This is a genomic window from Paracoccus haeundaensis (assembly GCF_006239215.1).
GTDB lineage: Bacteria > Pseudomonadota > Alphaproteobacteria > Rhodobacterales > Rhodobacteraceae > Paracoccus > Paracoccus marcusii.
Window position 1 is genome coordinate 33,641 of the sequence record NZ_VDDC01000002.1, and the last position, 15,487, is coordinate 49,127.

The following is a 15,487-nucleotide window of genomic DNA, read 5'->3' on the forward strand; positions in this document are numbered from 1 at the left end:
ACTAATCTGCGGCAACGATGATCGAAGGAGACGCCGATGCGCCTGATCCCCCTTGCCGTCCTGGGCCTGTCGCTGGCCGGATGCACCCAGATGGCCGCGACGATGAACCGGTCCGAAGCACCCAAGGCGACGGCGGCCCAGACCGCGGCCGCGACGGCCGTGACGCGCGCGCCCAGCCCCCGGCCCGCAGCACGCGCGACACCCGCACAGCTGGACACCACAACGCCCGAACAGCGCGAAGCCGCCGCCCAGGCCCCGGCGACGGCCGAGACGCGGCTTGGCACGACCGTCGGATCGCTAGGCAACCCGTCCGAGGGTGGGTTCTGGATGAAGACGCCCCTGGTCGATGCGCCCGTGCAGGGGCGCATCGTGAACCCCGCCACGGGCAAGTCGGCGCAGGTCGAGTTGCGGCCCCTGTCGGGATCGGGCACGGGCAGCCAGGTGTCGCTGCCGGCACTGCAGCTGCTGGGCGTGCCGCTGACCGACCTGCCCACGCTGGAAGTCTACCGCTCCTGATCGCCGTCGGGGCGGGGCGCGTCGTCGGATGGCGGCGCGTCCTCGGCCAGGGGTTCAGGCTGCGGTTCGGGCGCGGCCATCGCCTCGTGGGCCCTGTGCCAGACGGCGACGCGATCCGGGTCGCGCTTTTCCAGGTTGCGCAGCCACAGCTTGGCCGCCTGACGCACGCCGCCGTGACGGTCGGACGCCAGGCGCAGCATCAGCTGCAGAACCTTTTCCCGAATCTCCAGGTCCTCGGGTTTGGGGTTGTTCATCTTGGCCCAGGGCAGCGTGGCCAGCATCACGCCCCTGCGCAGCCACGGGTTCCGGCTGCCGGCCCATGCCGTGATCTGATCCAGGCGGGTCGGATCGGCGACCACGCGACGCGCGGCGGCGGTCATCACCGCATCGTCGATCTCGGCCCCGTCGATCTGTGGCGCCCAGTCCATGATCGCGGCCCAGGCCGCGTCGTCGGGCCGCATCCGGGCCTGGACCAGCAGGCGGGCGGCGGCCAGGCGGGCCTCGTGGACGTCACTGTCCCACAGCGCCTCGGCCAGCGCGATGCGCGCGTCCAGATCGCGTTCCGCGCGCCATTCGGCGACGACCTCCTCCAGGCCAGCGGGGGTGATGCCCAGGGTCTCTCGATCACGCTTGTGGCGTGCACTGGCGCGGGCGGCGCGTTCGGGGTCGGCCAGGTCGCGCAGCCGGTCCAGTTCCTGCATGGGATTCTCCAATCCGTGATTGGCTCCCTTCTAGGGCGCGGGGGCGCCGGCCTCAAGATGATGGTGGCAGGGGCGCGCCGGGCGGGCTAAAAGGCGCGGCAAAACCACGAGGTAGGCCCATGTCGCATTCCGCAGACCCCCGTCCGATGACCGCCCGCCGCTCCGGCCCCCTGTCGGGCGAGGCGCTGGTGCCGGGGGACAAGTCGATCAGCCACCGTGCCCTGATCCTGGGCGCGATGGCCGTCGGAGAGACGCGCATCACCGGCCTGCTGGAAGGCCAGGACGTGCTGGACACCGCCCGCGCCATGCAGGCGCTTGGTGCGCAGGTGACGCAGCACGGGCCGGGGGACTGGTCGGTGCATGGTGTGGGCGTGGGCGGCTTCTCCAGCCCGGCCGAGGTGATCGATTGCGGCAATTCGGGCACCGGTGTGCGTCTGATCATGGGCGCGGTCGCGACCACGCCGATCAGCGTGACATTCACCGGCGACGCCAGCCTGTCGCGTCGTCCGATGGCGCGGGTGACGGACCCGCTGTCGCAGTTCGGCACCCAGATCACCGCGCGCGAGGGGGGGCGTCTGCCCATCACCATCCAGGGCGCGGCCGATCCGGTGCCCGTCACCTATCGCACGCCCGTGGCCAGCGCCCAGATCAAGTCGGCGATCCTGCTGGCCGGGCTGAACGCGCCGGGGGACACGGTGGTGATCGAATCCGAACCGACGCGCGATCATTCCGAACGCATGCTGGCCGGGTTCGGCACGCAGATCCGGACCGAGACCACGCCTGACGGCCACAAGATCACCCTGACCGGCCGTCCGGAACTGCGCCCGCAGCCCGTGGCCGTGCCGCGCGATCCGTCCAGTGCGGCCTTTCCGGTGGCTGCGGCGCTGATCGTGCCGGGGTCCGAAATTCGCGTGCCGGGCGTCAGCCGCAACCCGACGCGGGACGGCCTGTACGTGACCCTGCTGGAGATGGGCGCCGACATCACCTTCGAGAACCCGCGCGAGGAGGGCGGAGAGCCCGTGGCCGACCTGCTGGTGCGCCACGGCCCGCTGAAGGGCGTGACCGTGCCTGCCGATCGTGCGGCCAGCATGATCGACGAATTCCCGATCCTGTCGGTGATCGCCGCGTTCGCCGAAGGCACCACGGTGATGAACGGCGTCGCGGAACTGCGCGTCAAGGAAAGCGACCGGATCGACGCGATGGCCGTGGGCCTGCGCGCGAACGGCGTCACGGTCGAGGACACGCGCGACACCATGACCGTTCACGGCGCGGCGCAGGTGGCGGGCGGCGGCCATGCGGTGACCCATCTGGACCACCGCATCGCCATGAGCTTCCTGATCCTGGGCCTTGCGACCCAGCAGCCCGTCACCATCGACGACGCGGGGCCGATCACCACGTCCTTCCCCGACTTCGTGCCGCTGATGACCCGCTTGGGCGCGACGCTGGACTAGGCGGGATAGCCGATCCCGGCCAGGGATCGGCGGATCTCGTCCAGGATGGCGGGGTCGTCGATGGTGGCGGGCGCCTTGACCGTCTCGCCGTCGGCGATCTTGGCCATGGTCGCGCGCAGGATCTTGCCCGACCGCGTCTTGGGCAGGCGGTCGACGACGCAGGCGGTCTTGAAGGCCGCGACGGGCCCGATGCGGTCGCGGACCATGCGCACCACCTCGGCCACGACCTGGGCATGCTCGGTCTCGACCCCCTTCTTCAGGCACAGAAGGCCCAGGGGTGCCTGTCCCTTCAGCGGATCGGCGACCCCGATCACCGCGCATTCCGCTACGGCGGGATGGCTGGACAGGACCTCCTCCATGCTGCCCGTGGACAGGCGGTGGCCCGCGACGTTGATGACGTCGTCGGTGCGCGCCATGATCCAGACATAGCCGTCATCGTCGACGTAACCCGCATCGCCTGTCTCGTAGAAGCCGGGGAAATGCTGCAGATAGGCGCGGTTGAAGCGATCCTCGGCGTTCCACAGCGTGGGCAGAGTGCCGGGCGGCAGGGGCAGCTTGATCGCGATCGCGCCCAGGGTGCCGGGGGCGACCGGGTGCCCGGCCTCGTCCAGGACCTGCACGTCGTATCCGGGCATGGGCAGGGTCGGGCTGCCCTTCTTCACGGGCATCAGCCCCGCACCGAAGGGGTTCGCGGCGATGGGCCAGCCGGTCTCCGTCTGCCACCAGTGGTCGATCACCGGCACCTTGACCCGATCCTCGGCCCAGGTGACGGTGTCGGGGTCGGCGCGTTCGCCCGCCAGGAACAGGGCCTGCAGGCCGGACAGGTCGTACTTGCCGATCAACCGGCCCTCCGGGTCGTCGCGCTTGACCGCACGGATGGCGGTGGGCGCGGTGAAGAAGGACTTGACCTTGTGATCCGCGATCACCCGCCAGAACGTGCCCGCGTCGGGGGTGCCGACGGGCTTGCCCTCGAACACCACGGTCGTCGCGCCCGCGATCAGCGGTCCATAGACGATATAGCTGTGCCCCACGACCCAGCCCACGTCGGACGCGACCCAGAACACGTCGCCCGGCCCGATGCCATAGATATTCGGCACGCTCCACGCCAGGGCGACCAGATGCCCCGCGGTATGGCGCACGACGCCCTTGGGCTGGCCCGTCGTCCCCGAGGTGTAGAGGATATAGGCCGGGTGGTTCCCCTCGACCGGGACGCAGTCGGCGGGCTGCGCGTCCGCCACCGCTTGGCGCCAGTCCAGATCGCGGCCCGCCACCATGTCGGCCGTGCATTCGGGGCGCTGGAACACGATGGTGAAGTCCGGCTTGTGGGCGGCCTCGTCGATGGCGCGGTCCATCAGCGGCTTGTAGGGGACAACGCGACCCGGCTCCAGCCCGCAGCTTGCGGCGATGATCGCGCGGGGCTTGGCGTCGTCGATGCGCACCGCCAGTTCGTGCGCGGCGAACCCGCCGAAGACGACCGAATGGATGGCCCCGATCCGGGCGCAGGCCAGCATCGCCTGCAGCGCCTCGGGGATCATCGGCATGTAGATGATGACCCGGTCGCCCTTGCCGATGCCGCGCGCGGCCAGCACACCCGCCAGCCGGGCCACCTGGTCTTGCAGTTGGGCATAGGTCAGGCGACTGACGCTGCCGGTCATCGGGCTGTCATGGATCACCGCCAGGCGGTCGCCGTGACCGCCCGCGACATGGCGGTCGATGGCGTTCCAGCAGGTGTTCACCATGCCATCGGCGAACCATTCCCCGGCGGGACCCTGTTCGAAATGCGCGCGGCTTGGGGGCTGGGTCCAGTCGATGGCATCGGCGGCCTGCATCCAGAACGCCTCGGGATCGGCCTTCCATCGCGCGTAGAGATCTTGATAGGACATGGACTCCCCTCCCTGAACCTAGGTTTTGTTACGCAGGAAGGGGGGCGTCGCGCAACCTTGTTAGCGGCGTGACAATGCGCTGATTAGCAGAAATCCGGCGATCGGGTTTGCAAACAGAACGGCGCAGCAAAGCCTCCTTTGCCGCGCCGCAGTATTTGCAAAAATGTCGGCGAATCAGCCGTAATGCGTGACCGGCGTGCCGGCCAGCACCGACATGTTCAGCAGGCCGCGCGTGGTGATCGAGGGTGTCACGATATGGGCGCGGTTGCCCATGCCCATCAGGATCGGCCCGACCTCCAGGCCGCCCGCGCGCATCTTCAGCGCGTTGCGGACGCCCGATGCGGCATCGGTGCCCGCAAAGACCAGCACGTTCGCCACACCCTGCAGCCGCGAGGTCGGGAAGATGCGTTCGCGCAATTCGGGGTCCAGCGCCGCGTCCACATGCATCTCTCCGTCATACATGAAGTCGGGCTCGCGTGCGTCCAGCAGCGTCAGGGCGTCGCGCATCTTGCGCCCGGAATAGCTGTCGGTGTTGCCGAACTGCGAATGGCTGCACAGGGCGATCTTGGGCGTCAGGCCGAACCGGCGGACGTGACGCGCGGCACCCATCACCGTCTCCATGACCTGCTGGGGCGTGGGGTCGTTGTGGCACTGGGTGTCCGCGATGAACAGCGGCCCGTCTTCCAGGATGATCATCGACAGTGCGCCGACCGGGTGCAGCCCGTCGCGGGCCAGGATCTGGCGCACGTATTGCAGGTGCCAGCTGTACTGTCCGAACGTACCGCAGATCAGGCTGTCGGCCTCGGCCCGGTGCACCATGACGGCGCCAATGGCGGTGGTGTTGGTGCGCATGATCGCGCGGGCGATGTCGGGGCTGACCCCGCGCCGCGCCATGATGCCGTGATACGTTTCCCAATAGTCGCGATAGCGGGGGTCGTTTTCGGGGTTCACGATCTCGAAGTCGACATCCGGGCGGATCGGCAGGCCCGCGCGTTCGGCGCGGGTGGCGATAACGTCGGGGCGGCCGATCAGGATCGGGACGTCGGTCGTCTCCTCCAGCATGGCATTGGCGGCGCGCAGGACACGTTCGTCCTCGCCCTCGGCAAAGACGATGCGGCGCGTGGCGGTGGCCGCGGCCTCGAAGACCGGGCGCATGATCAGCGCCGATCGGAAGACCGACCCGTCAAGCTTCTGCTTGTAGGCGGCCATGTCGTCCAGGGGCCGGGTCGCCACACCCGTCTCCATCGCGGCGCGGGCCACGGCGGATGACACGACGCCCATCAGGCGCGGATCGAAGGGCTTGGGGATCAGATAGTCGGCGCCGAAGGTCAGCGTCTCGCCGCGATAGGCGGCGGCGGCCTCGGCCGCGGTGGTCGCGCGGGCCAGGGCGGCGATGCCCTCGATGCAGGCGATCTTCATCTCGTCGTTGATCGTGGTCGCGCCGACGTCCAGCGCGCCGCGGAAGATGAAGGGGAAGCACAGGACGTTGTTGACCTGGTTCGGGAAATCGCTGCGTCCGGTGGCGATGATCGCGTCGGGGGCGACGGCGCGGGCCGCGTCGGGGTCGATTTCCGGGTTCGGGTTCGCCAGCGCGAAGATGATCGGGCGCGGGGCCATGCGGCCGACCATCTCGGGCGTCAGAACGCCCGGACCGGACAGGCCCAGGAACAGGTCGGCGCCGTCGATCACCTCGGTCAGGCTGCGCTTGTCCGAGGCTTGGGCATAGGCGGCCTTCTGCGGGTTCATGTCCAGCTCGCGGCCGTCATGGACCAGGCCGTGGATGTCGCACAGCCAGACGTTCTCGCGCTTGACGCCCAGTTTCAGCAGCATGTTCAGGCAGGCGATGCCCGCCGCCCCGCCGCCGGTCGAGACGATCTTGATGTCCTCGAACCGCTTGCCGGCGATGCGCAGCGCGTTGGTCGCGGCCGCGCCCACCACGATGGCGGTGCCGTGCTGGTCGTCGTGAAAGACCGGGATGTTCATCCGCTCGCGGCAGATCTGTTCGACGATGAAGCAGTCGGGGGCCTTGATGTCCTCAAGGTTCACCGCGCCGAAGGTCGGTTCCAGCGCGCAGACGATCTCGGCCAGCTTGACCGGATCGGGCTCGTTCACCTCGATGTCGAAGCAGTCGATGTTGGCGAATTTCTTGAACAGGACCGCCTTGCCCTCCATCACCGGCTTGGAGGCCAGCGCGCCGATGTTGCCAAGGCCCAGGACGGCCGTGCCGTTCGAGATGACGGCCACCAGGTTGCCCTTGGTGGTATAGCGTGCAGCGGTCGAGGGATCGGCCTTGATCTCCAGGCAGGCTTCGGCGACGCCGGGGGAATAGGCGCGGGCCAGGTCGCGGCCATTTGCCATCGGCTTGGTCGCGCGGATCTCCAGTTTGCCCGGTCGCGGGAACTCGTGATAATCCAGCGCGGCCTGTCTTGCGCTGTCCTGCCTGCGGTCTTCCATCTTTCGCCCCTCCGGTTTCGGAATTGGTTTACCGTTAAACCATTCTGACGTCGGGGAACAGCGGGGTTCTGCGCGCCCGCGCGCGTCTTGCACAACCCCGCCCGCGGGCGCAGATTGGCGGCCAGATCGAACGGGGTGAACCATGACGACGTCATTGCTGGATGCGGCGCGCGACGTGCGCGAACGGGCCTATGTGCCCTATTCTAAATTCAAGGTCGGCGCGGCCATCCGCGGCGCGTCGGGCACCGTCTATCGCGGCTGCAACGTCGAGAATGTGGCCTATCCCGAAGGCACCTGCGCCGAGGCCGGGGCCATCGCCGCGATGGTCGCCGCCGGAGAGACCGAGTTAATCGAGGTCGCCGTAATCGCCGACAGCCCGACCCCCGTGCCGCCCTGCGGCGGCTGTCGGCAGAAGCTGGCGGAATTCGCGTCCGCAGAGGTGCCGGTCCTGCTGGCCACGACCGACGGCGCGCAGATGCACACGACCGTGGGCGACCTGCTGCCCGGCCGGTTCGACGCGGGCCACATGGCGCGCACATGACGGATCCGCGTCCTGTCATATCGGCGATCCGCGACGGGCGGGGCCTGGACGGGCCGGGCGCGGCGCTGATCGCGCAGGGGCTGGCCGACGGGTCGGTCAGCGACGCGCAGGCGGGTGCCTTCGCGATGGCGGTGCTGACCAAGAGCGTCGGACCGGCGGGCCGCGTGGCGCTGACGCGCGCCATGCGCGATTCGGGGCATGTCCTGCAATGGGACCTGTCGGGCCCGGTGGTGGACAAGCATTCGACCGGCGGCATCGGCGATACGGTGTCGCTGGTGCTGGCGCCGCTTTTGGCCGCGCGCGGGGTGTTCGTGCCGATGATCTCGGGTCGCGGCCTGGGCCATACGGGTGGCACGCTGGACAAGCTGGAGGCGATCCCGGGCTATCTGTGCGACCAGCCTGAGGATGACTTCCGCCGCATCGTGCGCACCGTCGGCTGCGCGATCGTGGCGGCCACGGGCGACGTGGCCCCTGCGGACCGTCGCCTGTACGCGATCCGCGACGAATCGGGGACGGTGGAATCGATCGACCTGATCACCGCGTCGATCCTGTCGAAGAAGCTGGCAGCGGGGCTGGATGCGCTGGTCCTGGACGTCAAGGCGGGGTCGGGCGCCATCCTGAAGAAGGCCGACAGCGCCGGCCGCCTGGCCCAGGCCCTGGTCGAGACGGCGAACGGGGCGGGCTGCCGCACCTCTGCCTTCATCACCGACATGGATCAGCCGCTGGCCCGCAGCGCCGGCAATGCGCTGGAGATCCACGAGGCGATCTGCGCCCTGCGGGGCCAGGCCGGGGCGCTGCGCGACCTGACGCTGGCGCTGGCGGCGGAATGCCTGACGCTGGCGGGACGGTCCGCGGACGGTCTGGCCGACACGCTGGACAGCGGCGCCGCGGCCGAGGTGTTCGGCCGCATGGTCGCGGCCCAGGGCGGACCGCGCGACCTGCTGGACCGCCCCGAGGCGCATCTGGCCCGTGCGCCGCTGATCCTGCCCATCCCCGCGCCCGCCGCGGGGCGCGTGGGCCGTATCGACGTGACCGCGCTTGGCCACGCGGTGCTGGCGCTTGGCGGCGGGCGCGTGCGCGCGGCCGAGGCGATCGACCACCGCGTGGGCCTGAACCGCCTGGCCAAGCTGGGAGAGGAGGTCGGCCCCGACCGCCCCCTGGGCATGGTCCACGCCGCCGACGACACGGCGGCACAGGTGGCCATCGCCGCCGTGCAGGCCGCCTATGTCCTGGGCGACGGCCAGCCCGGCCCACTGATCCGCGACCGGATCGGCGCATGAGCCGGGCGTTCCTGATCGTCATGGACAGCGTGGGCATCGGCGGCGCGCCCGATGCCCACGCCTTCTTCAACGACGGTCGCCCCGATACCGGCGCGAACACCGTCGGGCATATCGCGCAGGCGCGACCGCTGCGGATGCCGGTGCTGGACGGGCTGGGGCTTGGGGCGGCGGTGCGGCTGGCCTCGGGTATCGATGCACCGGGTCTGGGCGCCGAACCCCGCGGCCTGTGGGGCGCGGCATCCGAGGTGTCGCGCGGCAAGGACACCCCCTCTGGCCACTGGGAGATCGCGGGCGTCCACGTGCCGTGGGATTGGACTTATTTCCCCGACGCGGACCCCGCCTTTCCTGCCGACGTGACCGCGCGGATCTGCCAGCTGGCAGGGACCGACGGCATCCTGGGCAATTGCCACGCATCTGGCACGCAGGTCATCGACGACTTCGGCGCCCGGCATCTGCAGACCGGCTGGCCGATCTGCTACACCTCGGCCGACAGCGTGCTGCAGATCGCGGCGCATGAGGAGGCGTTCGGCCTCGACCGCCTGATCGCGCTGTGTCGCGATCTGTCACCGATGCTGCATGCGATGCGCGTGGGCCGGGTCATCGCGCGCCCCTTTGGCGGCCAGCCCGGCGCGTTCCGTCGCACCGGCAACCGCCGCGATTTCGCGATCGCGCCGCCTGGCGACACCATCCTGGACATCGCGCAGGGTGCGGGGCGGGTCACTTATGCCATCGGCAAGATCGGCGACATCTTCAGCCATCGCGGCATCACCCGCCTGCACAAGGGCGAAAATGACGCGGCCTTGGCCGAACACCTGGTCAGGCTTGGCACCCAGGCCGAACCCGGCAGCCTGACATTCGCGAACTTTGTCGAATTCGACACCAATTTTGGCCACAGGCGGGACATTCCCGGCTATGCCACGCAACTGGAATGGTTCGACGGCGTCGCGGGCCGGTTCCTGGCGACGCTGTCGCCTGGCGATCTGGCGATCTTCACCGCCGATCACGGCAATGACCCGTCCTGGTCCGGCACCGACCACACCCGCGAGCGCGCCCCCGTGCTGGGCTGGGGTGCGGGCGTGCGCGGCGTGGGGCAGGTGGGCTTTGCCGATATCGGCGCCTCTATCCTTGCGCATCTGGGGCTGCCCGCCCCCCGACACGGGACATCATTCCTATGAAGAAGATCGAACTGCATCTGCATCTGGAGGGTGCCGCGCCACCCGATTTCATCCGCGGCCTGGCCAAGGAAAAACGCGCCGACCTGTCCGGCGTCTTCGACGAGCGCGGGCATTACGCCTATGACGACTTTCCGGGCTTCCTGCGCTGCTACGAGGCCGCGACCAGCGTCATCAACGGCCCGCGCGACTATGCCCGCCTGCTGGCCGAGGTGCTTGACCGCTGCGCCGAGGAGGGCGTGGTCTATGCGGAACTGTTCGTCTCGCCGGAGTTCTGCGGAGGTGCGGACCTTTCGGCCTGGCGCGATCATCTGGCCGCGATGACCGAGGTCGCGGACCGCGCCCGGGCGGACGGCATCGACAGCCGCGGCATCGTCACCGCGATCCGTCACTTCGGCGCGGATCGTGCGCGCAAAACCGCGCGCTGTGCTGCCGAGACCGCGGGCGGCTGGATCACCGGCTTTGGCATGGGTGGGGCCGAACAGGTCGGCCGGGCCACCGATTACGCCTGGAGCTTTGACTGCGCGGCAGAGGCCGGGTTGGGCCTGACCTGCCATGCAGGCGAATGGGGCGGCCCCGACAGCGTCCGGCAGGCGCTGGACCTGGGCTGCACTCGCATCGGGCATGGCGTGCAGGCGATCGACGACCCTGCGCTGGTGCGCGACCTGGTCGAGCGCGGCGTGACGCTGGAGGTGTGTCCGGGATCGAACATCGCGCTTGGGGTCTATCCGTCCTGGGCCGCCCATCCCATCGCGCGGCTGGCCGATGCCGGGGTGCGGGTCACCGTGTCCACCGACGATCCGCCGTTCTTCCACACGACGATGCGCCATGAATACGATCGACTTGCGTCGACCTTTGGCTGGGGCGATACCGAGTTCCGACAGATCAACCAGTGGGCTGCCGACGCCGCGTTCTGCGACGCGTCCACCCGCGACCGCCTGAAAAAGGAATTCGCCTGATGCAACACCTGACCGTCGTCGACCACCCGCTGGTTCAGCACAAGCTGTCGATCATGCGCCAGAAAGAGGTGTCCACCGCCGGTTTCCGCCGCCTTCTGCGCGAGATCAGCCTGCTTCTGGCCTATGAGGTCACGCGAGAGCTGGAGCTGACCACCATGCACATCGAGACGCCCATGTGCGAGATGGAGGCCCCCACGCTGGAGGGCAAGAAGCTGGCCCTGATCTCGATCCTGCGGGCCGGAAACGGGCTGATGGACGGTATCCTGGAGCTGATCCCCGGCGCGCGCGTGGGCTTCGTCGGCCTCTATCGCGACCCCGAGACGCTGAAGCCGGTCGAATACTACTGCAAGGTGCCGCGCGAACTGGACGCGCGGATGACCATCGTGGTGGACCCCATGCTGGCCACGGGCAACTCGTCGGTCGCGGCCATCGACATGCTGAAAGAGCGCGGCGCCAAGAACATGCGCTTCCTGTGCCTGTTGGCTGCGCCCGAAGGCGTCGAACGCATGCGCGAGGCGCATCCGGACGTGCCGATCTTCACGGCGGCGCTGGACGAACGACTGGACGATCACGGCTATATCGTCCCGGGCCTGGGCGATGCCGGCGACCGGATGTTCGGCACGAAATAAGGCCTCCCGTTAACCGCCGTTTCACGGTTCTGCGCTAGGTCTGGGGCAGGACAACGGAATGGATGGCAGATGATCGGGCACTTGCGGGTCTTGGCGATGCTTTTGCTGGGCGGGGCGGCGCAAGCCGCGCCGACGCCACCGCCCCCCGCCGATTTCGCGGGGACGCAGTATATCGACGGCAACGGCTGCGTCTTCACCCGCAGCGGCGCCGACTGGACTGCGCGTCAGGATGGGCAAGGGCAGGCGCTGTGCGGCTTTCCCCCCAGCCTGGACGTCCGGCGCACGGACCCGCTGACGGAAAGGGCGCTGCCGCTGACCCAAGCACCGCCGCCGGATGTCGAAACCCTGCTGCTTGAACAGCTGTCGCGCGACCTGCGCCCCGGCGAATGGACCGCGGACCCGGCCCCGGCCGAAACCCGCGCGGAACCGGCCGCGTCGCGGGCGCCCGATCCGATCCACACCGCACTGCAGGATGCCCTGACCATGGCACCGACACTGCGCGAGGCCACCGGCCTGTCGGGCAGCCCGGAGCTGTGCGCGCGTCTTGGCTACAAGCCGGACCCGTCGGCATCCGCGCAGGGCTCTACCTTGGGGTTGTGTCCCGGCATGCGCGCGGCCACCGCGACGGCGTCGTTGACCACGGGAGTGACCGCGGCACCGCCACGGCCAGAGCCGGCAGCCGTCAGGACGGCCCCCGCGGCGCGGCCGACCGTTGCCGCGACCCCGCGTGCCACGACCCGTCGTGCGGCCTCACCAACCCCTGCGGCGCCCGTCGCCTCCGCGCCCAAGCCGGTGGCGGTGCCTGGACCCGAGATGATCCCGGCATCGGCGCGGTATGTTCAGGTTGGCGCCTATGGCGACGAGGGGAACGCGATGATCGTGCTGCGGGCGCTGGCCGCGCGCGGCTATCCGACGGGGCAGGGGCGGACAACGGATGGGACGAAACCGCTGCGGCTGATCATGGCGGGACCCTTTACCGACCGGCAGGCCCTGATCGCCGCGCTGAACGATCTGCGGGCGAACGGCTATCCCAAGGCGGTGGCGCGCTAGGCACTGCGCACCGCCTCGATCATCCGGGCGACGTTGTCGGGATCGGCGTCAGGGGTGATCCCGTGACCCAGGTTGAAGACATGCGGACCGCCGCGCAGGGCGCGGGTGATCCGCTGCGCCTCGGCGACCAGTTCGGGCCCGCCCGTGACCATGTGCCGCGGGTCCATGTTGCCTTGGACGCAGCCCTCGGTCTGGACGTGGCGCGCGGCCCAATCGGTCGATACCGAATTGTCCAGCGCAACGCAGTCTGCTCCGACCGCCGCCCGAAACCCGACATAACGCTCGCCCGCCTCACGGGGGAAGGCGATGACAGGCACGCCGGGATGGCGCGCCTTCAGCGCGGCGATGATCCGCTTGGCCGGGGCAATCGCGAAGTCGTCGAAATCCTGGCCCTTCAGGCTGCCGGCCCAGCTGTCGAACAGCTTGACGACTTCGGCCCCGGCCTCGATCTGGCGTGACAGGTAATGGATCGTGGCATCCGTGATCAGGTCGATCAATGCGGCGAATGTCGCGCGGTCCTGATCCTTCAGCAGATGCGCCGGTCCCTGATCCTTGGTGCCGCGGCCCGCGACCATGTAGGTCGCGACCGTCCATGGCGCGCCGGCAAAGCCGATCAGGGCGGTTTCCCGCGGCAGTTCGCGTGACAGGATCTGCAGCGTCTCATAGACGGGTGCCAGCTGCGCATCGACCTGATCCGCCGGTTTCAGCCGCGCCAAATCCGACGCGCTGGTCACGGTGGACAGCCGCGGTCCCTCTCCGGTGACGAACCACAGGTCGGCGCCCAAGGCCTGGGGGATCAGCAGGATGTCGGCAAAAAGGATCGCGGCATCAAAGCCAAAGCGGCGGATCGGCTGCAGGGTGACCTCGGCGGCAAGGTCGGGATTGTAGCACAGCGACAGGAAATCGCCCGCCTGCGCGCGCGTCGCACGGTACTCCGGCAGATAACGCCCGGCTTGACGCATCATCCAGATCGGCGGGGTGGGCAGGGTCTCGCCGGCCAGGGCACGCAGCAGAAGTTTGGTCATGGGGCCTCCTGCGCCCCTTGAAGGTCAGGCGACAGGCGTTGTCAAGCGCAGCCCCGGCGGCTATGCCGTGGCGCATGAAACAGATGCCCACTCCCACCCGACCGCTTCGGATCGGCACGCGCGGATCGGTCCTGGCCTTGGCGCAGGCCCATGAGACGCGCGATCGCCTGATGGCTGCCCATGGCCTGCCGCAGGACGCGTTCCAGATCATTCCGATCAAGACCACCGGCGACCGCGTCCTGGACCGCCCCCTGTCGCAGATCGGCGGCAAGGGCCTGTTCACCCGCGAGATCGAGGAGGCCTTGACCGAGGGCGCGATCGACATCGCCGTGCATTCGATGAAGGACATGCCCACGCTGCAACCGGACGGCTTGGTGATCGACTGCCTGCTGCCGCGAGAGGATGTCCGGGACGCCTTTGTCAGCCCGCACGTAGCCTCGATCACCGCGCTGCCGCAGGGCGCGGTCGTGGGCTCCTCCAGCCTGCGCCGCCGCGCCCAATTGGCACACCGTCGTCCCGATCTGCAGTTGGTGGAATTTCGGGGGAATGTGCAGACGCGCCTGCAGAAGCTTGCGGACGGGGTTGCCGTGGCGACCTTCCTGGCAATGGCGGGACTGTCGCGGCTGGACATGCGTCACGTCGCCCAAAGTGCCATCGATCCGGACGAGATGCTGCCCGCTGTCGCACAGGGCGCCATCGGCATCGAGCGCCGTGCCGACGATCAGGGCTGTGCGATGCTGCTGTCGTCGATCAACGATCCGCTGACGGCGCTGCGGATTGAGGCAGAGCGTGCCTTCCTGCGCCGCTTGGACGGGTCCTGCCAGACGCCCATCGCGGGGCTTGCTACGCTGGATGGCGACCGCATGACGCTGCGGGGCGAAATCCTGCGCCCGGATGGCAGCGAGGTCGTCGCCGGTGTCCGTGATGGTCTTGCGTCGGATGGTGCGGCCATGGGGACGGATCTGGCGGAGGAGCTGCTGTCCCGCGCCGGACCCGGCTTTCTGATGGCCTGAGGATATGCTGGGGCACAGCCCCGGCAAGCGCGTCAATAGCTGCGGATCAGTCCGACCAGCCGACCCTGGATGCGCACGCGGTCTTCGGGAAGAAGCCGCGTCTCGTAGGCCGGATTGGCGGCCTCCAGCGCGATCATCGATCCTTTGCGGCGATAGCGCTTCAGAGTGGCTTCCTGATTGTCCACCAAGGCCACGATGATGTCGCCCGTCTCTGCGGTGTCCTGTTCGCGGATCACCACGACATCGCCATCGTTGATGCCGGCCTCGATCATCGAATCGCCGGTCACCTCAAGCGCGTAATGATGTTCACGGCCCGAAAGCATCGTTCCCGGCACCGCGACGTGGTGCGACACTTCGGAAATCGCCTCGATCGGCACGCCGGCGGCGATACGGCCCATCAGGGGCAACTGAACCGCAGGGCTGTCGACGACCGTCATGGCACCGCGCGGTCGAGCGGGGCGCGTGTTCGAGATGACGCGCGGCGTGAAAGCCGGACGCGTCTCCGCGGGGGCGGCGTCGGTCAGGTGGGACAGGGCGTCGGGCAGGCGAAGCACCTCGAGCGCGCGGGCGCGGTGCGGCAGGCGCCGGATGAAGCCTCGCTCTTCCAGCGCGGTCACCAGCCTATGAATCCCGGACTTGGACCGCAGGTCCAAAGCATCCTTCATCTCGTCGAAGGAAGGCGGCACGCCGTCCCGCGCCATCCGCCTCTGGATGAACTCAAGCAGTTGGATCTGCTTTTTCGTCAACATGGCCCGCCCTTTTCTTCGTGTTCCGCGTCTGTTCTAGCTTATCCACAGAATCGCGTCAATCAGT

The 15,487-nt window shown here is 69.0% G+C and carries 14 protein-coding genes; 9 read left to right on the plus strand and 5 right to left on the minus strand.

The window, feature by feature from the left end; all coding sequences use genetic code 11:
- Positions 1–36 precede the first annotated feature (36 nt).
- Positions 37–516 (plus strand): hypothetical protein, encoded by a 480-nt coding sequence (locus FHD67_RS01305; RefSeq protein ID WP_139597570.1) that lies wholly within the window; start codon positions 37–39, stop codon positions 514–516.
- Here the strand turns inward: FHD67_RS01305 and FHD67_RS01310 are convergent.
- On the minus strand, positions 504–1,217 hold the full coding sequence (locus FHD67_RS01310) for a DNA alkylation repair protein (protein WP_139597571.1): 714 nt from the start codon (positions 1,215–1,217) through the stop codon (positions 504–506). The two genes, FHD67_RS01305 and FHD67_RS01310, sit on opposite strands and share 13 nt — an antisense overlap.
- 119 nt (positions 1,218–1,336) lie before the next feature.
- Here FHD67_RS01310 and aroA point away from each other — a divergent pair, with 119 nt between their 5' ends.
- Positions 1,337–2,668 (plus strand): 3-phosphoshikimate 1-carboxyvinyltransferase, encoded by a 1,332-nt coding sequence (gene aroA, locus FHD67_RS01315; protein ID WP_139597572.1) that lies wholly within the window; start codon positions 1,337–1,339, stop codon positions 2,666–2,668.
- Here aroA and FHD67_RS01320 read toward each other — a convergent pair.
- Positions 2,665–4,551, minus strand: coding sequence for a propionyl-CoA synthetase (locus FHD67_RS01320; protein ID WP_139597573.1), 1,887 nt, complete (start codon positions 4,549–4,551; stop codon positions 2,665–2,667). The two genes, aroA and FHD67_RS01320, sit on opposite strands and share 4 nt — an antisense overlap.
- A 174-nt stretch (positions 4,552–4,725) precedes the next feature.
- A complete protein-coding gene (locus FHD67_RS01325) occupies positions 4,726–7,005 on the minus strand; it encodes an NADP-dependent malic enzyme (RefSeq protein WP_139597574.1) in 2,280 nt (759 codons plus the stop codon).
- 142 nt (positions 7,006–7,147) lie between these two features.
- Between FHD67_RS01325 and FHD67_RS01330 the strand changes: the two genes are divergently transcribed.
- The 6 genes from FHD67_RS01330 (at position 7,148) to FHD67_RS01355 (ending at position 12,636) form a co-directional block, all read left to right on the plus strand.
- Positions 7,148–7,546 (plus strand): cytidine deaminase, encoded by a 399-nt coding sequence (locus FHD67_RS01330; protein ID WP_139597575.1) that lies wholly within the window; start codon positions 7,148–7,150, stop codon positions 7,544–7,546.
- A complete protein-coding gene (locus tag FHD67_RS01335; protein WP_139597576.1) occupies positions 7,543–8,826 on the plus strand; it encodes a thymidine phosphorylase in 1,284 nt (427 codons plus the stop codon). Before FHD67_RS01330 ends, FHD67_RS01335 begins: the two co-directional genes overlap by 4 nt.
- Positions 8,823–10,001, plus strand: coding sequence for a phosphopentomutase (locus tag FHD67_RS01340; RefSeq protein ID WP_139597577.1), 1,179 nt, complete (start codon positions 8,823–8,825; stop codon positions 9,999–10,001). Before FHD67_RS01335 ends, FHD67_RS01340 begins: the two co-directional genes overlap by 4 nt.
- A complete protein-coding gene (locus FHD67_RS01345) occupies positions 9,992–10,957 on the plus strand; it encodes an adenosine deaminase (RefSeq protein WP_232303271.1) in 966 nt (321 codons plus the stop codon). The genes FHD67_RS01340 and FHD67_RS01345 overlap by 10 nt, the downstream gene beginning before the upstream one ends.
- The gene (upp, locus tag FHD67_RS01350; protein ID WP_176695016.1) at positions 10,957–11,586 is read left to right on the plus strand and encodes a uracil phosphoribosyltransferase; all 630 of its coding nucleotides are present in this window, start codon (positions 10,957–10,959) and stop codon (positions 11,584–11,586) included. The genes FHD67_RS01345 and upp overlap by 1 nt, the downstream gene beginning before the upstream one ends.
- A gap of 69 nt (positions 11,587–11,655) precedes the next feature.
- Positions 11,656–12,636 carry an SPOR domain-containing protein gene (locus FHD67_RS01355; RefSeq protein WP_045999300.1) on the plus strand — a complete coding sequence of 327 codons (981 nt, stop codon included), beginning with the start codon at positions 11,656–11,658 and terminating at the stop codon, positions 12,634–12,636.
- On the opposite strand, the gene hemE is transcribed toward FHD67_RS01355, so the two are convergent.
- The gene (gene hemE, locus FHD67_RS01360) at positions 12,633–13,661 is read right to left on the minus strand and encodes a uroporphyrinogen decarboxylase (protein WP_045999299.1); all 1,029 of its coding nucleotides are present in this window, start codon (positions 13,659–13,661) and stop codon (positions 12,633–12,635) included. The genes FHD67_RS01355 and hemE overlap by 4 nt on opposite strands.
- Before the next feature lie 83 nt (positions 13,662–13,744).
- Here hemE and hemC point away from each other — a divergent pair, with 83 nt between their 5' ends.
- On the plus strand, positions 13,745–14,674 hold the full coding sequence (hemC, locus tag FHD67_RS01365) for a hydroxymethylbilane synthase (RefSeq protein WP_045999655.1): 930 nt from the start codon (positions 13,745–13,747) through the stop codon (positions 14,672–14,674).
- A gap of 32 nt (positions 14,675–14,706) precedes the next feature.
- Here the strand turns inward: hemC and lexA are convergent, their stop codons facing one another.
- The gene (gene lexA / locus FHD67_RS01370; RefSeq protein ID WP_139597579.1) at positions 14,707–15,423 is read right to left on the minus strand and encodes a transcriptional repressor LexA; all 717 of its coding nucleotides are present in this window, start codon (positions 15,421–15,423) and stop codon (positions 14,707–14,709) included.
- Between the last annotated feature and the right edge of the window lie 64 nt (positions 15,424–15,487).